Source organism: Streptomyces kanamyceticus, from assembly GCF_008704495.1.
GTDB lineage: Bacteria > Actinomycetota > Actinomycetes > Streptomycetales > Streptomycetaceae > Streptomyces > Streptomyces kanamyceticus.
In genome coordinates this window covers 9,312,477-9,332,049 of sequence record NZ_CP023699.1, presented here as the reverse complement: position 1 = coordinate 9,332,049, position 19,573 = coordinate 9,312,477, and the positions used below count along the sequence as shown (strand labels likewise).

The 19,573-nt window shown below is 72.9% G+C and carries 15 protein-coding genes; 6 read left to right on the top strand and 9 right to left on the bottom strand.

Features of this window, described 5'->3' with window-relative positions; translation table 11 throughout:
• Positions 1 to 91: 91 nt before the first annotated feature.
• Positions 92 to 2,203: an ATP-binding protein gene (locus CP970_RS40345; RefSeq protein ID WP_055544474.1), complete on the top strand. Its 2,112-nt coding sequence runs from the start codon at positions 92 to 94 to the stop codon at positions 2,201 to 2,203.
• Here the strand turns inward: CP970_RS40345 and CP970_RS40340 are convergent.
• The 4 genes from CP970_RS40340 to CP970_RS40325 are packed head-to-tail and all read right to left on the bottom strand — an operon-like array spanning position 2,152 to position 6,986.
• Positions 2,152 to 3,303, bottom strand: a complete 1,152-nt coding sequence (locus CP970_RS40340; RefSeq protein WP_055544475.1) for an XdhC family protein — start codon at positions 3,301 to 3,303, stop codon at positions 2,152 to 2,154. The genes CP970_RS40345 and CP970_RS40340 overlap by 52 nt on opposite strands.
• A 13-nt stretch (positions 3,304 to 3,316) precedes the next feature.
• Positions 3,317 to 5,458 carry a xanthine dehydrogenase family protein molybdopterin-binding subunit gene (locus CP970_RS40335; protein ID WP_055544476.1) on the bottom strand — a complete coding sequence of 714 codons (2,142 nt, stop codon included), beginning with the start codon at positions 5,456 to 5,458 and terminating at the stop codon, positions 3,317 to 3,319.
• Complete coding sequence (locus CP970_RS40330) at positions 5,455 to 6,447, bottom strand: FAD binding domain-containing protein (RefSeq protein WP_055544477.1); 993 nt, start codon at positions 6,445 to 6,447, stop codon at positions 5,455 to 5,457. The genes CP970_RS40335 and CP970_RS40330 overlap by 4 nt, the downstream gene beginning before the upstream one ends.
• A complete protein-coding gene (locus tag CP970_RS40325) occupies positions 6,444 to 6,986 on the bottom strand; it encodes a (2Fe-2S)-binding protein (protein WP_055544478.1) in 543 nt (180 codons plus the stop codon). Before CP970_RS40325 ends, CP970_RS40330 begins: the two co-directional genes overlap by 4 nt.
• A gap of 345 nt (positions 6,987 to 7,331) precedes the next feature.
• Here CP970_RS40325 and CP970_RS40320 point away from each other — a divergent pair, with 345 nt between their 5' ends.
• Positions 7,332 to 7,910, top strand: coding sequence for a TetR/AcrR family transcriptional regulator (locus CP970_RS40320; protein WP_055544479.1), 579 nt, complete (start codon positions 7,332 to 7,334; stop codon positions 7,908 to 7,910).
• On the opposite strand, the gene CP970_RS40315 is transcribed toward CP970_RS40320, so the two are convergent.
• Positions 7,873 to 8,853: a tetratricopeptide repeat protein gene (locus tag CP970_RS40315; protein WP_055544480.1), complete on the bottom strand. Its 981-nt coding sequence runs from the start codon at positions 8,851 to 8,853 to the stop codon at positions 7,873 to 7,875. The two genes, CP970_RS40320 and CP970_RS40315, sit on opposite strands and share 38 nt — an antisense overlap.
• 87 nt (positions 8,854 to 8,940) lie before the next feature.
• Between CP970_RS40315 and CP970_RS40310 the strand changes: the two genes are divergently transcribed.
• Together CP970_RS40310 and CP970_RS40305 are read left to right on the top strand one after the other, a co-directional pair.
• Positions 8,941 to 9,636 (top strand): type 1 glutamine amidotransferase domain-containing protein, encoded by a 696-nt coding sequence (locus CP970_RS40310; protein ID WP_055544499.1) that lies wholly within the window; start codon positions 8,941 to 8,943, stop codon positions 9,634 to 9,636.
• A gap of 106 nt (positions 9,637 to 9,742) precedes the next feature.
• The gene (locus tag CP970_RS40305; RefSeq protein WP_055544500.1) at positions 9,743 to 11,011 is read left to right on the top strand and encodes an MFS transporter; all 1,269 of its coding nucleotides are present in this window, start codon (positions 9,743 to 9,745) and stop codon (positions 11,009 to 11,011) included.
• Here the strand turns inward: CP970_RS40305 and CP970_RS40300 are convergent.
• Both CP970_RS40300 and CP970_RS40295 read right to left on the bottom strand, forming a co-directional pair.
• Positions 10,981 to 11,655 (bottom strand): M15 family metallopeptidase, encoded by a 675-nt coding sequence (locus tag CP970_RS40300; protein ID WP_107098833.1) that lies wholly within the window; start codon positions 11,653 to 11,655, stop codon positions 10,981 to 10,983. The genes CP970_RS40305 and CP970_RS40300 overlap by 31 nt on opposite strands.
• Positions 11,656 to 11,914: 259 nt before the next feature.
• A complete protein-coding gene (locus CP970_RS40295) occupies positions 11,915 to 14,968 on the bottom strand; it encodes an AfsR/SARP family transcriptional regulator (RefSeq protein WP_224058979.1) in 3,054 nt (1,017 codons plus the stop codon).
• A gap of 180 nt (positions 14,969 to 15,148) precedes the next feature.
• On the opposite strand from CP970_RS40295, the gene CP970_RS40290 reads away from it, so the two are divergent.
• The gene (locus tag CP970_RS40290) at positions 15,149 to 15,769 is read left to right on the top strand and encodes an L-threonylcarbamoyladenylate synthase (protein WP_055544482.1); all 621 of its coding nucleotides are present in this window, start codon (positions 15,149 to 15,151) and stop codon (positions 15,767 to 15,769) included.
• A gap of 76 nt (positions 15,770 to 15,845) precedes the next feature.
• Here CP970_RS40290 and CP970_RS40285 read toward each other — a convergent pair whose 3' ends face one another.
• Positions 15,846 to 17,210, bottom strand: coding sequence for an FAD-dependent oxidoreductase (locus CP970_RS40285; RefSeq protein ID WP_055544483.1), 1,365 nt, complete (start codon positions 17,208 to 17,210; stop codon positions 15,846 to 15,848).
• 535 nt (positions 17,211 to 17,745) lie between these two features.
• Between CP970_RS40285 and CP970_RS46080 the strand changes: the two genes are divergently transcribed.
• On the top strand, positions 17,746 to 18,195 hold the full coding sequence (locus CP970_RS46080) for a helix-turn-helix domain-containing protein (protein ID WP_055544484.1): 450 nt from the start codon (positions 17,746 to 17,748) through the stop codon (positions 18,193 to 18,195).
• A 76-nt stretch (positions 18,196 to 18,271) separates the two neighbouring features.
• Here the strand turns inward: CP970_RS46080 and CP970_RS40275 are convergent, their stop codons facing one another.
• Positions 18,272 to 19,261: a helix-turn-helix transcriptional regulator gene (locus CP970_RS40275; RefSeq protein WP_063806009.1), complete on the bottom strand. Its 990-nt coding sequence runs from the start codon at positions 19,259 to 19,261 to the stop codon at positions 18,272 to 18,274.
• Positions 19,262 to 19,573 lie beyond the last annotated feature (312 nt).

Genomic DNA, 19,573 nt, shown 5'->3' with positions numbered 1-19,573 from the left:
CGACGTCGCTGGACGACTACACCGTACGCATCCGAAGGCCCCGCCGGAACGGGCTATGGTGATCCGCGTCACATGCGGATCTAGGGGGAGCATGGCGGCCTCAGTGCGCGAGGACCACGCCCGGAGCGGCAACCTTCCGACGGAGGCGAACGTCTTCATCGGGCGCGGCGGTGAACTCGCGCGCATCGCGGGGCTGTTGGAGAGCGCCCGGCTCGTGACCCTGACCGGTCCCGGCGGGGTGGGCAAGTCCCGTCTCGCGCTGCGCGCCGCCCACGAGGCGCAGGGCGGATTTCCCGGCGGCGCCTGGCTGGTGGAGCTCTCCCCGCTCACCGACGCGTCGTTGCTGACCCACGCCGTCATGGAGGCGTTGCGGCACCCCGATCAGACCGTACGCCCTTTGAGGGATGTACTGGTCGAGCAGTTGACGGGCAGTCCTGTGCTGCTGGTGCTCGACACCTGTGAGCACATCCTCCAGCCCTGCGCGCGACTGGTGTCGGAGCTGCTCGCGCGGGTGCCCGGGCTGCGGATCCTGACGACCAGCAGGCAGCCGCTCGCCGTGCCGGGTGAGCAGGTGCTCGCGCTCGGCCCGCTGCCCCTGGAACCGATCGGCGGGGAAGGCGGGGACAGCGGCGACAGTGCCGCGGTGGCGCTGTTCACGGCCAGGGCGAGCGCGGCGGTTCCCGAGTTCAGGGTGACCGGCGCCAACCGGGCGCAGATCGCCGCCATCTGCGCCCGTCTGGACGGCATCCCGCTCGCCATCGAACTGGCCGCCGTACGCCTGCGCGGCATGCCCTTGGTCCGTTTACTGGAGGGTCTTGACTCCCGCTTCGACCTGCTCACCGCCCGTACCGAGCCGCTGCTGGCCCGGCATCAGACGCTGCGGACGGCGATCGGCTGGAGTCATGAACTGTGCACGCCGCTGGAGCGGCTGCTGTGGGCCAGGCTTTCGGTGTTCGCGGGCGGCTGGGACCTGGAGGCGGCCGAGATCGTCTGTCACGGCGGCCCGTTGGCGACCGAGAGCGTCCTCGCGGTGCTCTCCTGCCTCACCGAGAAGTCCGTCGTCGTCCAGGAGGCGGACGGCGCGGGGCTGCGGTTCCGGATGCTCGACACCCTGCGGGACTTCGGCGCCCAGTGGCTCGACGGGCTCGGCGAGACGGAGTCCGTACGCCACCGCCACCGCGACTACTACCGGTGGCTCGCCCGGCGCGGCGAGCACGAGTGGCTCGGCTCCGCGCAGCGCGCCTGGGCCGAGCGGATGCGCGCCGAGCACGCCAATCTGCGGCTCGCCGTGGAGGAGTGCCTCGCCGACCCGGATCCGTCGTGCGCGCTCGAACTCACCGGCACGCTCTGGTTCTTCTGGTTCGCCTGCGGATACGCCGAGGAGGGCCGCGGCTATCTGGCGCGCGCCCTGCGCCGCGGCGAGGGGACCGGCGCCGAGCGGGTCCTCGCGCTGTGGGCCCAGCGCCTGATCACCCTCACCCCCGACGACCTGGACGCGGCCCAACAGGTCGCCGCCGCCTATGCGCGGCTCGCGGCCCGGCGCGGGCTGCCGGACGTCGCCGCGCGGTTGCCGCTGGGCGGCGCGAGCATCGCCGTGCGCGGGGAGTCCGCGCGCTCGGCCATCCTGCACGGCCCCTCGGGCCAGGCGCCGACGGGCGGCGGTGGCGCGGTCTTCTTCCGGCTGACCGCGCTGGCCGTCCAGGCGTATCTGCTCGCGGCCCAGGGCGCCTTCGAGCGGGTGGCCGCCGTCGCGGAACGGCTGAGGGCCGAGTGCGACAAGTGCGGCGAGCTGTGGATGCGGGCCTGGGGCGACTACTTCCTCGCGCTCGCCCGGCTCGGGCAGGGCGACGCGGAGGCCGCGGCCGCGCACGCCCGCGAGGCGCTCACCGCCAAGTGGCGCGTCCACGACCGGCTCGGCACCGCGGCCGCCATGGACCTGCTCAGCGCCGCCGAGGCGGGCCGGGGCAGGACCGAGCGGGCCGCGCGGCTCCTCGGCACGAGCGCGCGGCTGTGGCACGCGGCCGGGCTCCCCGAGCTCGGCCGCGCCACCTCCAGCGGCTTCCGCGACCACCACGAGCGGCTGCTCGGGGAAGCCGTCGGCGAGACCCGCTTCGCCCAACTCCTCACCGAGGGGAGGGCGTTGACCATTGATCAGGCCATCGCGCTGGTCCGTGCCGACCAGCCGCCCGACACGTCGTGGTGAATCGGCGTCCCCGATCCTGTCAGCGGCAGGCCCGAGCCGCCCTGCCGCGCCGCGATGATCTCGGCGGCGATGGACAGGGCCGTCTCCTCCGGCGTACGCGCTCCGAGGTCGAGGCCGATCGGTGAGCGCAGCCTGGCCAGCTCCTCCGGGGTGACACCGGCCTCCCGCAGCTTGCGGCCGCGGTCCTCGTGCGTGCGGCGCGAGCCCATCGCGCCGACGAAGGCGACGGGCAGCCGCAACGCCTCCACGAGCAGCGGCACGTCGAACTTGGCGTCGTGCGTGAGGACGCACAGGACCGTGCGGCTGTCGGTGTCGGTGGCGCGCAGATAGCGGTCGGGCCACTCGACGACGACCTCGTCCGCCTCGGGGAAGCGGGCCCGCGTCGCGAAGACGGGCCTGGCGTCGCACACCGTGACGCGGTAGCCGAGGAACGTGCCGGTGCGGACCAGGGCCGCCGCGAAGTCCACCGCACCGAAGACGATCATCCGGGGCGGCGGCACGCTCGATTCGACGAGGACGGTCAGGGCGCTGTCGCAGCGCGAGCCGTCGGCCGAAACGGCGAACTCGCCGGTGCGGCCCGCCGCGAGGAGCGCGCGGCTCTCCCCCGCCGCCGAGCGGTCGAGGTCCGGGTGTCCGCCGAGACTTCCCTCGTACGTCCCGTCCCCGCCGACCAGGAGCGGCCTGCCGAGCAGCTCGGCCGGGCCCCTGAACACCCGGGCCATGGCCGCCACCTCGCCGCGGGCGGCGGCCGACAGGGCGGTGGCGAACACCGCCCTGTCCGGCGCGTCGACGCCCACCGGAGTGACCAGGACCTCGATCTCGCCGCCGCACGTCAGGCCGACCGCGAAGGCGTCCTCGTCGCTGTAGCCGAACCGCTCGACGGCGGCCTCGCCGTCGTGCAGGGCCTGTACGCACAGCTCGTACACCGCCCCTTCCACGCATCCGCCGGAGACCGATCCGATGACCGTGCCCCCGCCGTCGACGGCGAGCGCGGCGCCGATGCCCCGCGGTGCGCTGCCGCCGACGGAGACGACGGTGGCGACGGCGAAGTCCCTGCCCTCCTCGATCCAGCGGGTCAGCTCATCGGCGATGTCGAGCACGTGGCTCGCCTCCTCATGCGCTCTCCCCCGCCGCCAGGGCCGCCAGCAGGACGCGGTCGGGCCTGATCGGCAGGGCCCGGTGGCGGACGCCCGTCGCGTGCCAGATCGCGTTGGCGATCGCCGCGGCGGCGCCCACGATGCCGATCTCGCCGATGCCCTTGATGCCGACGGGGTCGTTGGGGTCGGGGACGTCCACCCAGTCAGCCTCGATCTCCGGCACGTCGGCGTGCGCGGCGAAGTGGTACCCCGCGAAGTCGGGGTTGGTCAGGGCGCCCGACGCGCGGTCCCTGATCGCCTCCTCGTGCAGGGCCATGGACAGGCCGCCGATCATGCCGCCGACGAACTGGCTGCGCGCGGTCAGCGGGTTGACGATCCGGCCCGCCGAGAAGATGCCGAGCATCCGCCGCACGCGCACCTCACCGGTGCCGACGTCCACGGCGACCTCGGCGAACTGCGCGCCGTGCGAGTGGTGTTCGCGCGCGGCCACCGAGGCGACCTGCTCCGTGGTGTCCGAGCGGACCGTGATCCCCTCGGCGGGGATGTCCGCTCCGGGGACCAGGACCTCGCGCAGCTCGCGCGCCGCGACGATGACCGCCCAGGCCCAGGAGCGGGTACCCATGGAGCCGCCGCCGAGCCAGGCGTTGCCGAAGTCGCTGTCGCCGATCCGCACCCTGACCCGGTCCGGCTCGACCGCCAGGGCGTCGGCGGCGACCTGGGTGAGCGCCGTCCGCGCGCCGGTGCCGACGTCGGACGCGGCGATCCGCACGGTGAAGGTGCCGTCGGGCTCGGCGGTGAGCGCCGCCTGCGAGGGGAAGGCACCGACGAAGAACCCCGACCCCGCGGTGCCGGTCCCGAGCAGCCAGCGGCCTTCGCGGCGGACACCGGGGCGCGGGTCGCGCCCCGCCCAGCCGAACCGGCGCGCGCCCTCACGGAAGCACGGCAGCAGGCCGCGGGCCTCGACGGGCAGGCCCGTGACGGGGCCGAACGCCGGTTCGTTGCGGACCCGCAGTTCGATCGGGTCGAGCCCGCACTTGTGGGCGAGTTCGTCGACCGCGGACTCCAGCGCGAACGATCCCGGCGCCTCGCCGGGCGCCCGCATGAACGTGGGCGTCGGCACGTCGAGCGGCACCACGCTGTTGACCGTGCGGTGCGCGTCCGCGTCGTACATCGAACGCCCGAAGTTGGCGCTCGCCTCGATGAACTCGTCGAGCCTGGACGTACGCGAGAGGGAGTCGTGGTCCAGGACGCGCAGCCGCCCGTCGGCGTCGGCGCCGAGCCTGACCCGCTGGGCCGTCGGGCTGCGGTGGCCGATCAGCGAGAACACCTGACGACGTGTCAGCGCGATCCTGACCGGTCGCCCGATCACGGTCGTCGCCATCACGGCGAGCACGAGGTGCGCGCGCATCTGCCCCTTGGCGCCGAACGCCCCGCCGACGTGTTCGGCGCGCACGCGCACCGACGCCGGGTCCAGGGAGAAGAGCTTCGCGAGGTCGCTCGCCGTCACGAACGTGCCCTGGGAGGAGTCGACGACCTCGAGGCGGCCGTTGTCCCAGCGGGCCATGGCCGCGTGCGGCTCCATCGCGTTGTGGTGCTGTTCGGGAGTGGTGTACCGCTCGTCCACGACGGCGGCGGAGGCGGCGAGTTCGCTCTCGACGTCGCCCTTCTCCGAGGTCGCGGGGCCGACCACCGTCGACTCCGGCGTGTAGCGGTCGGGGTGCTCGGCGGAGAATCCGACGTCGTGCGGCTCGGTCTCGTAGCGGACGACGAGCGCCTCCGCCGCCTCCCTCGCCTGTTCGGAGGTCTCCGCCACGACGACCGCCACCGGCCAGCCCGCGTACGGCACCCGGTCGTGCTGGAGCATCAGCGCGGTCGCGTCGGGCCCGAGCGTCCCCGCGAAGCCCTCCTGGAGCCGCGGCGCGTTCTGGTGGTGCAGGACCTCGATCACTCCGGGCATCCGCCGTACGGGACCGTCCTCGACGGCGAGGACCCGCCCGCGCGCGACGGTGGAGAGGACCACCCAGCCGTGGGCGAGCTCGGCGTGCGGCACCTCTCCTGCGTAGCGGGCCTCTCCGGTGACCTTGGCCACGCCTTCCCGCCGGGTGTGCGCGGTGCCGACGGACCTGGTCGCCGTGGGCACTCCGGTGGTGGTGGTCATCGGGCGGCCTCCTCGGTCAGTTCGGTGAGCACGGCCACCACGAGGTTGCGCAGCAGCGTCACCTTGTAGCCGTTGTGGGACAGCGGCCGCGCGGCGGCCAGTTCCGCGTCCGCGGCGGCGGCGAAGGCCTCGGCGCTCACCGGGCCCCCGGTCAGCGCCCGTTCGGCGACGCGGGCCCGCCACGGCCGCGAGGCGACCGCCCCGAAGGCGATGCGGGCCTCGCGTACGACGCCGTCCTCGACGTCGACGGCGGCCGCGATCGAGCCGATGGCGAACGCGTACGAGGCGCGCTCGCGCACCTTGCGGTAGCGGGAGACGGCCGCGCAGGGCACGGGCGGCAGGACGACGCCGGTGATCAGCGCGCCGGGCGGCAGCGCGGTCTCCAGGTGCGGGGTGTCACCGACCGGCAGGTAGAAGTCGGCGAGCGGCAGCTCGCCAGGACCGTCCACGGTCTCGTAGGTGACGACGGCGTCGAAGGCCGCGAGTGCCACGCCCATGTCCGAGGGGTGGATCGCCACGCAGTGCTCGGTGGCGCCGAGGACGGCGTGGTTGTGGTGCTCGCCCTCGACGGCGGAGCAACCGCTGCCGGGGGTGCGCTTGTTGCACGGCTTGGACAGGTCGGTGAAGTAGCCGCAGCGCGTGCGCTGCAGCAGGTTCCCGCCGACCGTCGCCATGTTGCGCAGCTGTCCTGACGCCCCCGCGAGGACCGCCTGCGCGAGCGCCGGGTAGCGGCGCCGCACTTCGGGGTGGGCCGCGAGGTCGCTGTTGGTGACGGTCGCGCCGATGCGCAGGCCGCCGTCCGGCGTCGACTCGATGTGGTCCAGGGGCAGTTCGCGCACGTCGACGAGGAGTCCCGGACGCTCGACGCCGGACTTCATCAGGTCGACGAGGTTGGTGCCGCCGCCCAGGCAGCGGGCGTCGGGATCGGCGCCGAGCAGCGCGACCGCGCCGGGCACGTCGTGGACCCGCTCGTATCCGAATTCCCTCATGCCACGCCCTCCTCGGTCTTCGCGGCCCGCGCCACGGCCTGCACGATCGACACATAGGCGCCGCAGCGGCAGAGGTTGCCGCTCATCCGCTCGCGGATCTCCTCCGCGCTGAGCTCGGGCACGCCCGCCTCGGGGCGCACGTCGTCGGTGGCGGCGCTCGGCCACCCCGCCGCGTGCTCCGCGATCACTCCGAGGGCCGAACAGATCTGTCCCGGCGTGCAGTAGCCGCACTGGAAGCCGTCGAGGTCGAGGAACGCCTGCTGCACGGGGTGCAGCGTGTCGCCCTGCGCCACGCCCTCGATGGTGGTGATCTCGCGCCCGTCGGCGGCGACCGCGAGCTGCAGGCAGGAGACGGCGCGCCGGCCGTCGATCAGCACCGTGCAGGCGCCGCACTGGCCCTGGTCGCAGCCCTTCTTGGTGCCGGTGAGGTCGAGTCGCTCGCGCAGGGCGTCGAGCAGGGTGGTGCGGTGGTCGACGGACAGTGAGTGCTTCTCGCCGTTGATGTTCAGGATGACGGCACTGGTCGTCGATGGAGCCATGAGCAGCCTTCTTTCGCGAATCGCGTCGAACGAGGCCGTCCCGGCGGGGAGTTCGGGAGGCCTGAGGGGTGGCGAGCGGGAGGTGGCGAGCTGGGGTGGGCGGAGCGCTGAACGGAGTGCTGGATCCGCGCCGAGCTGGGAGTTCGTGGCTCTGTCGGAGGAGGGTGATGCGGTGCGTAGCGAGTGGTGGCACTGTCCCCGGCGGCTTGGGCGCCGCTATGGTGGGATCAAGCGGACAACTGTCCGTTAGCTTCAAAACTTAACGGACAGCTGTCCGCTTAGGCAAGAGCGAAAACCAGCGCGTACCGCTCGGCGGTTCGGGCCGACCGTCCGGGAGGAGAACGAGTGGGGCATCACAAGGACATCCCCCTGCGCTCGGACGCGCAGCGCAACCGCGAGCGCATCCTGGAGGTGGCCCTCACCGAGCTGACCGAGGCCTGCGACACCCCGCTGAGCGTCATCGCGAAGAAGGCGGGCGTCGGACAGGGCACGTTCTACCGCAACTTCCCCCACCGCGAGGCACTCATCCTGGAGGTCTACCGCTACGAGGTCCAGCAAGTCGCCGACTGCGCGGCCCAGTTGCTGTGCACCCGCGCCCCGGACCAGGCGCTGCGCGAATGGATGAGCCGCCTCGCGCAGTACGGCATGGCCAAGGCAGGCCTCGCCGACGCGATCCGCAAGGCCACCAGCGCGCAGGGCAGCCTGGCCGGAATCGGGCACGGCCCGGTGACCGAGGCCGTCACGCTGCTGCTCCAGGCGAACGAGAAGGCGGGCACCATCCGCCCCGGAGTGACTCCCGACGACTTCTTCCTCGCCATCGCGGGCCTGTGGCAGATCGACCCGCACAGCGACTGGCAGGCGCGGGCCGAGTGGCTCATGGACCTGGTCATGGACGGGCTGCGGGCGGGGGCTCCAGGGCGCTGACCGGTTCGGCGACCGGCGCGGGCAGCCGTTCCAGCAGGTGGACCGCCGCGTCGCGCAGCGCCGAGGGGACGCCGGTGCGGTCCCGCAGTCGTACGGACGTGCCCGTCAAGCTCTCGGTCGTGCGCACGGACCCGATCCTGGCGGCGCGCGGCGCCAGCTCCGTGATCAGCTCCTCGGCATCGCGCCACGCCCCGGCGCCGACCAGAGCCCCCAGCAGTTCGGCGGTGAACAGGTCCCGGTAGGCGGGCCCCGGCACCGCGACCGCCTGCCGCAGCAGCTCGATGGCCGGGTCCCAGCGGCGCGTGCGCGCGAGGACCCAGCCCTGGTGACCGAGCAGCTCGGTCTCGTCGATCCACCAGGACCACGCGGGGTCGCGGCGCGAAACGCCGTCCAGGAAGCGGCTCCGGGCGCGCGCGATCACCTCCACGGGCTCGCGGTCACCGCCCAGCAGGGCCACCGCGTGCGCCCTGCGGATCAGTACGAGCGCGTCGACCCTGGCGGGCAGCGCGCCGGGACCACCCGCCACCCGCGCGGCGCTCTCCAGGGCGGCCCGCGCGCGGCCGGTGTGGGCCTGGAGCATGCTGTGGTTCAGGAGGGTGAGGCGGGCCGTCCAGGTGTCGCCGCAGAGTCCGGCGAGGGTGAGCGCCCGGGCGTTCGCGCGGCGCGCACCGGCGTAGCGGCCCGCGTCGAAGAGGATCCAGCCGATGACCTCGCTCAACTCGGCGAGGGCGGCGAGCAGTTCAGGGTCACGGCCGCCCAGGCGCGCGGGTGCGCCGGAGAGCTCGGTCACCCGGCGCACGGCGTCGCGGACCGCGGGCAGCGCGGCGCTCGCGCCGTGCGTCGCGTCGACGGCGAGGAGGTGTTCGAGGGTGCCTACGACGGAGGGCACCGAGGAACCGGTCCGCTCGCGCCTGGCCGCCAATGCCTCTTCCCTCCTCGTCATACTGCTCGGATCACCCGCATGCTTGTCAGAGGCTACGTGGGACTGCGCACGGGCCGTCCCCTGGAGACGAGCTTGGAGATGAGCACCATGTCGAAGATCCTTTACGTCGTGACCGGCGCCGACCACTGGACGCTGGCCGACGGTTCCGCGCACCCCACCGGGTTCTGGGCCGAGGAGGCCGTCGCCCCGTACGAGGCGTTCAAGGACGCGGGACACGAGGTCGTGGTGGCCACGCCCGGCGGTGTCGTGCCCACGCTCGACCGCGGCTCGCTCGCGCCGGAGTTCAACGGGGGCCAGGAGGGCGCGGACCGGGTCGAGGCCGGGCTCGCCGCGTTCACCGAGCTCCAGCACCCCGTGAAGCTGTCCGAGGTGGACCTGGACGATTTCGCGGCGGTCTTCTACCCCGGCGGCCACGGCCCCATGGAGGATCTCTCCGTCTCCGTCGAGTCCGGCGACCTGCTCACCCGCGCGCTCGATTCCGGCAAGCCGCTCGGTGTGGTCTGCCACGCCCCCGCCGCGCTGCTCGCCGCCACCCGGGCCGACGGCGGCAACTCCTTCGCCGGATACCGGGTCACCGCGTTCACCAATGCCGAGGAGGCGCAGGCAGGCTTCGCCGACCGGGCGAAGTGGCTGCTCCAGGACCGCCTCGTCGCGGCGGGCGTCGACTTCCAGGAGGGCGAGCCCTGGGCGCCGCACGTGGTCGTGGACCGCAACCTCGTCACCGGCCAGAACCCCGCGTCCGCCGCCCCGCTCGCCGCCGAGCTCCTGCGGAAGCTGGGCTGAGCCGCCTACGCCTCGCGCTTGAGCCGCCCGGCCGATCCGGGCCCGGGCGGCCCGGCTAATGTGTGCGCCTTCAGGTTCGGGTGCGAGGCGAGGGATGTGGCTGTACATGGGGGGCGGGCGGTCACTGGGGCGGCGCTTCGGCTGGCTGTGGACGGCGTTCGCGATCAGTACGTTCGGCACCTGGCTGGCGTTCGACGCGTTCCCCTTGATCGCGATCCTGGTGCTCGACGCGGGCACGACCCAGGTGTCGCTGCTCGCGGCCACGGGGCTCGCGGTGGGGGCCGTGGTGGCGGTGCCGCTCGGCCCGTGGGTGGAGTTCCGCCGCAAGCGTCCGGTGATGGTCACGATGGACCTGATCCGGTTCGCGGCGCTCCTCAGCGTCCCCCTCGCGTACGCGTTCGACCTGCTCAGCTTCGCCCAGCTGCTGCTCGTCTCGGTGACGGTCGTCGCGGCCGACATCACGTTCAACGCGGCGAGCGGCGCCTTCCTCAAATCGCTCGTGCCGCAGGAGGACCTGCTCGTCGCGAACAGCAGGTTCGAGTCGACCATGTGGACCGCCAGTGTGCTCGGGCCGCCGCTGGGCGGGGCCGCGCTCGGGCTGTTCGGACCGGTCCTCACGGTGACGGCCGACGCACTCAGCTATCTGCTCTCGGCGGCGGGAATCCGTGCGATCGGAGGCAAGGAAGCCCACCCCGAACGCCCCGAACGGGCCGAGGGCGCACCGGGGCTGCGCGCCACGGATCTCCTGGACGGCTGGCGGTACGTCCTGGCCCACCCGGTGCTGCGGCCGCTGTTCCTCAACTCGCTCCTGGTCAACAGCCTGATCATGGCGATCCACCCGCTGCTCGCCGTCCTCATGCTCGGCGACCTGGGGTTCTCCGCGTGGCAGTACGGACTCGCGTTCGCGGTGCCGTGCCTGGGCGGCCTGATCGGCTCACGGCTCGCCCGCCCCCTCGTGGCCCGCTTCGGGCGGCACCGGATCCTGCTCGTCGCCGGTGCGCTGCGCGCGTGCTGGTCCCTCGGCCTGGCGTTCGTCGGCCCCGGTGTCGCCGGTCTCGTGCTCGTCATGGCCGTCGAGTTCGGCCTCATCATCAGCGCGGGTGTCTTCAACCCGGTGCTCGCCACCCTGCGCCTCGAACAGACCCCGAAGGACCGGGTCGCCCGCACCCTGTCCGCCTGGTCGGTCACCGGCAAGCTGAGCACCGCCGCCATGACGGCCCTGTGGGGACTGCTCGCCGCCCTCACCGGGCCCCGTTCCGCGATCGCGATCGCCGGTGTCGCGCTCCTGGCCAGCCCCTTCCTGCTCCCCCGCAAGGAGCACGTGACGCCCGCGCCCGGCGACAGCTACAACGATCCGTTCGCCAAGACGCCGTAGGTCATCGGTCCGTACCGGGCGGTGGGGGCGCTGGTCGCGTAGGCCCAGTAGCGGTCGCCGTACGACCAGTGCCACCACTCCGTGGGGTAGTTGACCAGGCCCGCCGTGGCGAGGGCGGCCGAGAGGGTGCGGCGGTTGCGGCGGGCGGCGGCGGAGACGCGGGCGGCGTCCGTGTAGCAGGCGCCGTCGCTCTCCTCGGGGCTGGCGTTCACCGGGGTGCCCAGGTCGAGTTCGCTGCCCGCCGCGGTGCACAGGGTGACGTCGACGGCGGCGCCCGCGACGTGCGGGCCCACTTCGGGCGGCGACAGGGAGCGGCTCGTCTGCCTGTGGAGATGTTCGTCCGACCAGTGCGGGTGGGCGCATCTGAGTTCGGCGGCGTAGTCCTCGAAGTACTTGATCTGCAGGGACAGCGGCCGATAGCCCTCGGTGACCAGGAGTCGCAGCCCCTCGGGGAGCAGCCGGGCGGCGCGGGCGAGGCGCCAGGCGACGCCCTCGCGCAGCTGCGCATAGGCCCCGGCCTGGTCGGCGAGCCGTTCGTCGACGTCCACGAACGGCAGTTGGCGCAGGTCGACGAGGGGCTCGCCGCACTCGTGGACCGGGATGTCGACGACTCTGGGGTCGTTCATGAGGATGATCGGCGGCAAGCTCGGCTCCTTCGTGACAGGAGTGACGGGCACAGCTCCGGGGGCGGGCTGCGGCCCGCCCCCGGAGTCCCCCTTCTTTGCGGTGGCTCCACGCGAAGTACGGCCCATACGGCCGACTGACTCGGTCGTATGGGCCGTGCGAGGCAACAGTGGCCTATCCCCCGTGATGTCCCCCGTTGCTGTCGGCCTGTTGGCGCCGCCGACTCCTAGAGCGTGCCGCAGGCCGCTGCAAGTTCTCTGCAATTCCACGCCAAGCCGGTCAGGCGTCCGGTTCGTCCCGTTCTCGTGCCTCGTACGCCGTGAAGACCTGCCGCGCCTCCGCGCGCAGTGCCCGCGCGCCCGCCGGGTCGCCCGCGGCCTGCCGGGTGGTGGCGAGGTCGCGCAGGGTGCGGGCGCGCGGCAGCGGCAGTTCCAGGGCCGACCAGCGGGCGGCGGCTTCGGACAGGTGCCGTTCCGCGGCGTCGAGGCGGCCCGCGGCGAGCTCGCACTCGCCGAGGGTGCGCAGCGCGAGCGCCTCGCCGAAGCGGTCGTGATGGGCGCGACAGGTCTCCAGGACGCACCGCAGATCGGCGGCGGCCACGTCCCAACGCCCGAGCCGGAAGCGACACTTGGCCCGCGCCTGGATCGCGTACGCCGCCATCAGCGGGTCCCCGATGGCGCTCAGGAGCCGCACCGCGCGGTCGGAGAACCCCTCCGCGTCGGCGTACGCGCCGAGCGCCCGGTGCACGAGCCCGATCGAGCGCAGCGTGAGTGCCTCGCCACGGCGGCTGCCGAGGTTGCGGTAGGCCCGCAGGGACTCGTCGAGGAGCTCGAACGCCGCCTCGTGCTCGCCGAGTTCGAGGTGGACGGTGCCCGCGAAGCGGCAGGAGAGGCCGAGGCCCGGGTCGTCGCCGAGTGCGCGGAAGTCGTCGACCGCCCGGGTCAGCGCGTCGAGCGCGGCGCGCAGGCCGCCCGCCTCGCGCAGGGCGCTGCCGAGACCGGCGAGGGCGGCGGCCCTGCCGCGCGTGTCGCCGAGTTCGGTGCACAGGCGCGCGGCGAGGCGGAAGTAGTCCTGTGACTCGGCGAAGCGGTCCTGTTCGTAGCGGAGCTGGCCGAGGCCGATGAGCAGCAGGGCCTCGCCGGAGCGGTCCTCGGCGCGGCGGGCGGCGGCCAGGGCGGCGTCGTGGCTGCGCCACCACGCCTCGAAGCGATTGCCGACGGCGTACGCGGACGAGCACAGGGCGGCCGCGGCCTCGCAGGCCAGGGTGTGCAGGTCGTAGGCGGCCGCGCGCTCCACGGCGGCGGCGAACGCGTCGGCCTCCGCCTCGAACCAGGCGGCGGGGTCGGCGAGGGCGCGCCGGGTGGCCTCGGGCCCGACGGGGCGCACGAGGTCGCGCAGCGCGGCGGACGCCGTGCCGACGGGGCCGCCGGAGTCCAGGAAGCCGCGGTGCAGCTCGACCGCGCCGGAGGGGGTGGCGGACGCGACGCGGCCGGTGAGCCAGAGCCCGGCGCCGAGGGCCCGGCCGATGGCCGCGGCGCGTTCGGCGGGCGGGTCCTCGGCCTCCGCGCGTTCGGCGGCGTAGACCCGTACGAGGTCGTGCGGCCCGAACCGGGGCTGCCCGGCCCGGTCGACGCCGGTGCAGTGCAGCAGCTGGGCGTCGATGAGCTGCTCCACGACGCGGTCCGCCGCGGCCTCCGACACGTCGAGCAGCGCGGCGATCACCCAGGCGGCGACGTTGGGCGCGGCGAGCAGCCCGATGCGCTGCAGGGCGGTGCGGGCCGCGGCGTCCAGGGAGCGGAAGCTCAGGCCGAGTCCGGCGCGTACCTCCAGGTCGCCGACGGCGAGTTCGTCCAGGCGGCGGCGTTCGTCGGCGAGCCGCTCGGCGAGCGTCCGCGCGGTCCAGTGTCTGCGCGTGGCGAGCCGGGCACCGGCGATCCTGATGGCCAGCGGCAGGCCGCCGCAGAGCTCGACGATGCGCCGGGCGGCGGCGGGTTCGGCGCGCACCCGCGACTCCCCCGCGACCTTGGCGAGCAGACGGCTGCCCGTCTCGGTCTCCAGGACGTCGAGGTCGGTGCGGTGGGTGCAGGGCAGGCCGCCGAGGCGGGAACGCGCCGTGATCAGCACGGCGCAGGTGGCGCTGCCGGGCAGCAGGGGGCGCACCTGTGACTCGCTGCCCGCGTCGTCGAGTACGAGCAGCATGCGGCGTCCCGCGACCAGGCTGCGGAAGAGGTCGCTGCGTTCGGCGTCCCCCTCGGGCGGGTCCGCGCCGAGTGCGCGCAGCAGCCGCCCGAGGACTTCGCAGGGCGTCACCGGGTCGGTGGCGCCGCGCAGTTCGGCGTAGAGCTGGCCGTCCGGGTAGGCGTCGGCGACCTGATGGGCGGCCGTGACGCCGAGCACGGACTTGCCCACGCCGCCGGGGCCCGAGAGGACGACGACGGGCATGGCGTCGTGCTGCCCCGTCAGCGCGGCGCCGATCTCCCGCACCTGTGCGGCGCGTCCGGTGAAGTCACCGATGGCGGGCGGCAGCAGGGCGGGGGCCAGGGTGGCCGCCGCAGCGGCCGGGCTCGCGCCGTCCTCGGGGGTGGGCAGCAGCCCGTCGTCCGCCCGCAGGATCGCCTCGTACATCCCCTGGAGCCCGGGCCCGGGATCGATCCCCAGCTCGTCGGCGAGTACGTCGCGGCCCTCGGCGTACACCGCGAGCGCGTCCGCTTGGCGGCCCAACCGGTAGAGGGCGAGCATCAGTTGGCCGCGCAGCCGCTCCCGCGTGGGGTGCGTGGCGACCAGGGCGGTGAGTTCGGCGACCAGGTCCGTCTCGCGGCCCGCCTGGGCCAGGTCCGCGGCGATGCGCTCCTCCAGGGCGGCCTGCCGCGCCTCCTCCAGCTGGTCGGCCATGGCGCGCAGCGTCTCGCCGATCCCGCCGAGCGCGGGCCCGCGCCACAGGTCGAGCGCCGCGCCGAGCAGCCGGGCGGCCGCCGCGTGATCGCCGTCGGCGGCCGCCCGGCGGCCCTGGCCCGTCAGGCGCTCGAACGCGGCACGGTCGACGAGGGAGGCGTCCGCGTGGATCAGATAGCCGGGCGGCCGGGTCTCGATGGCGTCGGCGGACAGCGCGCGGCGCAGCGCGGAGACGTACGACTGGATCAGGGAGCGTGCGGTGTCCGGCGGCCGGTCGCCCCAGATGACGTCGATCAGGGTGTCGGCGGACACCACCCGGCCCGGCTGCAGGAGCAGCGCCGCGAGCAGCGCGCGCGGCTTGGGGCCGCCCAGGGTCAGGCGCCGTCCCGCGCGCCACGCCTCGACCGGTCCCAGCAAGCGGTAGTCGGTGTCCCTGTCCACGCCCAGCTCCATGGGTCTTCGCCCCGTGCCGCCCCCGCTCGCCGGCCCCCGCCCCAGGCCGACTGGCATGTTACGTCCGCCGGGACCCAACTGGCGCACCCGGAAAGGGAATCAAGCCACCGGCCAGCGCGCCGCGCCCCGCTCCCGGCCCGGGCGACCCTGATCGCATAGGGTCGGCGGATGGCGAAGTACTTCGACGTACACCCCGAGAACCCCCAGCGGCGCATCATCGGCAACGTGGTGGACAGCATCCGGTCCGGCGCGCTCGTCGCCTATCCGACGGATTCCTGTTTCGCGCTGGGCTGTCAGCTCGGCAACCGCGAGGGGATGGGCCGCATCCGCACGATCCGCGACCTCGACGAGCGGCATCACTTCACGCTGGTCTGCGAGAACTTCGCGCAGCTGGGCCAGTTCGTGTACGTCGACAACGACGTGTTCCGCGCGATCAAGGCCGCGACCCCCGGCAGCTACACGTTCATCCTCCCGGCGACGAAGGAAGTGCCGCGCCAGCTCCTGCACCCGAAGAAGAAGACGGTGGGCGTCCGCATCCCGGACCACACGGTGACCCAGGCGCTCCTCGCCGAGCTGGGCGAGCCGCTCCTGTCCAGCACGCTCCTGCTGCCGGACGAGGACGAGCCGCTGACCCAGGGCTGGGAGATCAAGGAGCGGCTCGATCACGTGGTGGACGCCGTCGTCGACTCGGGCGACTGCGGCACCGAGCCGACGACGGTCATCGACTTCTCCAGCGGCGAGGCCGAGATCGTGCGCAGGGGCGCGGGCGACACCGCTCCGTTCGAGTAGCCGGGCAGCGCGCCCCGGGAACGGACGGAGGCCGCGGCGCGCGGTGCGCGCCACGGCCTCCGGACCGGGTGTGTGGTTACGCGCCGCTCGCGTCGAGCATGTCCGCGCGCTCGACGATCTTCACGCGCTCGCGGCCCTGCGGTTCGCCGAGCGCCTTCTCCGCGGCGTCCAGGCGGTACCAGCCGTCCCACGTGGTGAAACGGACGTTCCGCTCGCCGAGGAAGGCGTCGACGGCCTCCGGAGCGGGCGCCGCGGGGGTGTGCAGGCGGCCGTTCGCGTGGTCGTCGAGAAGGCTGGCGACGGTCTCGTTGGCGTCGCCCTTGGTGTGGCCGATCAGACCCACGGGGCCGCGCCTGATCCAGCCGGTGACGTACGTCGAGGTGAGGTGCTCGCCGGACTCCTCGATCACGCGTCCGGCCTGGTCGGGAACCGTGCCGGAGGCGACGTCCCAGGGCAGCTTCGGCAGTTCGTCCGAGAGGTAGCCGACGGCGCGGTAGACGGCGCCGAGGTCCCAGTCCTTGAATTCGCCCGTGCCCTTGACGTTGCCGGTGCCGTCCAGGGCGGTGCGCTCGGTGCGCAGGCCGACGACCTTGCCGTCCTCGCCGAGGATCTCGGCGGGCGACTCGAAGAAGTGCAGGAAGAGCTTGTGCGGCCGGTCGCCGACGTCGCGGATCGCCCAGTTCTCCAGGGTCTTGGCGACCATGTCGGCCTGCTTGTTGCCGCGCCGGGTGGCGATCGAGCCGTCGTCGTAGTCGATGTCCTCCGGGTCGACGATGACCTCGATGTTCGGGGAGTGGTCGAGCTCCCTGAGCTCCATCGGGCTGAACTTGGCCTGCGCGGGACCACGGCGCCCGAAGACGTGCACCTCGAGGGCCTTGTTGGCCTTGAGGCCCTCGTGGACGTTGGCCGGGATCTCGGTCGGCAGCAGCTCGTCGGCGGTCTTGGCGAGGATGCGCGCGACGTCGAGGGCGACGTTGCCGACGCCGAGGACGGCGACCTTCTCCGCCTCCAGGGGCCAGGTCCGCGGGACGTCCGGGTGCCCGTCGTACCAGGAGACGAAGTCCGCGGCGCCGTACGAACCGGTGAGGTCGATGCCGGGTATGTCCAGCGCCCTGTCGGCGGTCGCACCCGTGGAGAAGATCACTCCGTCGTAGAACTCGCGCAGGTCGTCCAGGCTGATGTCGCCCGGGTAGTCGACGTTGCCGAAGAGGCGGATCTGCGGCTTGTCGAGGACCTGGTGCAGGGCCGTGATGATGCCCTTGATGCGCGGGTGGTCGGGGGCGACACCGTAGCGGATCAGACCGAAGGGGGCAGGCATCCGCTCGAAGAGGTCGATGGAGACACCGGGCTCGACGGCAACTGCGGATTTGAGCAGCGCGTCGGCGGCGTAGATCCCGGCGGGGCCGGCTCCGACAATGGCTACCCGCAGAGGGCGAGGCATGTTCAGGTTCCCTTCGAGCGGTGGCGGTACGCGTCTCGTAGCGGCGGTACTCAGCGGGAAGCCTAAACTAAGGCAAGCCTAAGTCAGTAGGCGGGTCCGATCTATGACCCCATAAGCCTCACTTATGCCCCCTCGCCACGCTCCCGTCACGGGGCCTCCGGCCACCCCTGACCTCCTCCGCTGCCGCATCCGTCCCGTCCCTCGCGGGCGTGGACGGTTTATGCAGGTGCCGGATGAGGGCACGCTCGCGGGGCTGACGCTGGCTGTTTACCCGTGTATTCATGTCATGCACGTCGGGAGTCACCGAGGAAACACTGATCCCTTATCGGAATGAAGCAACAAGAAGGAGATCTCAACCGTGCTTCACGTGACGCTGCGCACGTCAACTTCCGTCGCGGATTTCATGGCCACCCCGCCCTTGAAAAGGACGGCCACCGCAAGGGTCGCACCGGGCCCCGGCGAATCGGATACCACGGGCTGGGACTGATCGTCTTCTCATGGTGGAAGGACCGGAATCCCGTTGACTGGAGGGGCTGTGCAGTCGCGCTGGAAGGAAAACGAGTTCGGATCCATTCTGCAGTTCTATCGGACCTGGCGGGGGCTTACCCAGCAGCAGCTGGCCGACCTTTCCGTCCTGAGCGTACGGGCGTTGCGGGACCTGGAGCACGGCCGGGCCAAGCGGCCCCGGCGGGAAACCGTCCGACTCCTTGCCGACGCGCTCAGGCTCGATGCCGAGAGGCGCGAAGTCTTCGAGCAGGCGGCTCGCCCGACACCGGTCGGCGGTGCCGAACTGTCCGGCATCCCCTTCATGGGCGACGTATATGAATACGCCACGGTGCCCCTGGACTCCCCGACCGCCGAATATCCGCAGGGCGGCTGGGCCGAGGCACTGAACGACCTGGCGAAGCAGTCCTGGCGGCTGGTCACCGTCGATCGCGGCGTGGCATTTCTGGAGCGCCAGCTCTGCCCCAGGGCCGACGCCTAGGGTCGGACAGGCCCTGGCGGCCGGTCCCGGACGGGCGGTGGTCACCGCCGGACTCTTCCCCGCGGCGGTGACCTCGTCATTCGTCTCCCGACAGCCATCCTCGCGCCCCCGCCCGCACCCCGGCCTGGAACCGGCTGCGGGCGCCGAGAAGGGCCATCACGTTGGCGGCGATACGGCGTGCGGTGCGCGGCGAGACCCCGAGCCTCGCGGCCACGGCCTCGTCGGTGAGGCCCTGCCCGAGCAGCCGCAGCGCCTCGGTCTCCTGGGCGGTCAGCCCCGACTCGTCGCGGCCCCGCACCTTCGCGCCGAGCGGCACCGCCGTCTCCCAGCACCGTTCGAACAGCGCGCAGAGCGCGGCGAGCGTGCCGTCGTCCCTGAGCACCAGGGCCCCTACCGCGCTGTCCTTGTCGTCGGTCGCGAGGACCGCCGTCGCGTGGTCGAGGATCATCAGCCGGATGGGGAGCGACACCGCGGTGCGCACCTCGCCGCCGAACTCCGTGAGCCACTGGGCGTATTCCATGGTGGCGGGGCTCTTGCGGCAGCTGTCGAGGTAGAGGGTGCGCATCCGGATGCCCCTGCGCAGCAGTTCGCGGTCCTGCGGCTTGGCGCGCTCCAGGCTCGCCTCGCTCTGGGCGCCGCCCGGGGCGAAGGTCATCACGGCGCCGGTCACGGACTTGACGAGCGTGCCGATCCGGTCGCGGATGGCCTCGATGCCGTGGAGCTGTTCGACTCCGTCGGGGTATCCGTGGGGCCGGGCGCCGTTCACCACGTCGGAGGTCAACTCGGCGGCGAGCAGCTGGATCTGGGCGACGCGGCGCTGCTCGGCCGCGATCCGCTCCTGGTGGTGGGCGATGAGCATGTGGGCGGCCACGTTGGGATCGACGGCGCGATAGTGCTCCGGCGCATCGAGCGTGGCGCGTATCAACGACAGCTCACTGAGTCGTGCCAGGATCTCGCGCAACCGGTTCCGCGAAATGTCGAGCCGGGAGGAGAGTCCCGCGATGTCCGCGCCGAAATCGGCAAGGATGGCCTTGTAGACCGCCTTGCCCTCCTCGTCCAACTGCAACGCGTCAAAAGACGCAAATCCGGATTGATGTCCCTGCGGGGTATGTAGGTTCATCCAGGGTTCCCTCAGCCTCAGTCATGGTGGGGCTTAGCTGAGCGCATGGCGAATTGCATCGAGCGATGCCCTCGCGGCGTACGGGTGAGCACACCGACGGGGCGTACAGAATACGGATCCGCCCCTCCGGGACGGCGAACAGACGGCGAACTACGGAAACATCGAGCCGGAATGACCCGAACCGGCTGCCGTCCACCGACACCAAACCCCATGGCCGATGTGGCTCATTTCCCTACCTCCGCACTCCCCGCAGTGAGT

Coding starts and splice junctions, on each gene's coding strand:
- CP970_RS40335 (WP_055544476.1), bottom strand. CDS start 5,458: ATGACCACCACCACCGGAGTGCCCACGGCGACCAGGTCCGTCGGCACC.
- CP970_RS40315 (WP_055544480.1), bottom strand. CDS start 8,853: ATGACGAGGAGGGAAGAGGCATTGGCGGCCAGGCGCGAGCGGACCGGT.
- CP970_RS40325 (WP_055544478.1), bottom strand. CDS start 6,986: ATGGCTCCATCGACGACCAGTGCCGTCATCCTGAACATCAACGGCGAG.
- CP970_RS40305 (WP_055544500.1), top strand. CDS start 9,743: ATGGGGGGCGGGCGGTCACTGGGGCGGCGCTTCGGCTGGCTGTGGACG.
- CP970_RS40285 (WP_055544483.1), bottom strand. CDS start 17,210: ATGCCTCGCCCTCTGCGGGTAGCCATTGTCGGAGCCGGCCCCGCCGGG.
- CP970_RS40290 (WP_055544482.1), top strand. CDS start 15,149: ATGGCGAAGTACTTCGACGTACACCCCGAGAACCCCCAGCGGCGCATC.
- CP970_RS40330 (WP_055544477.1), bottom strand. CDS start 6,447: ATGAGGGAATTCGGATACGAGCGGGTCCACGACGTGCCCGGCGCGGTC.
- CP970_RS40345 (WP_055544474.1), top strand. CDS start 92: ATGGCGGCCTCAGTGCGCGAGGACCACGCCCGGAGCGGCAACCTTCCG.
- CP970_RS40310 (WP_055544499.1), top strand. CDS start 8,941: ATGTCGAAGATCCTTTACGTCGTGACCGGCGCCGACCACTGGACGCTG.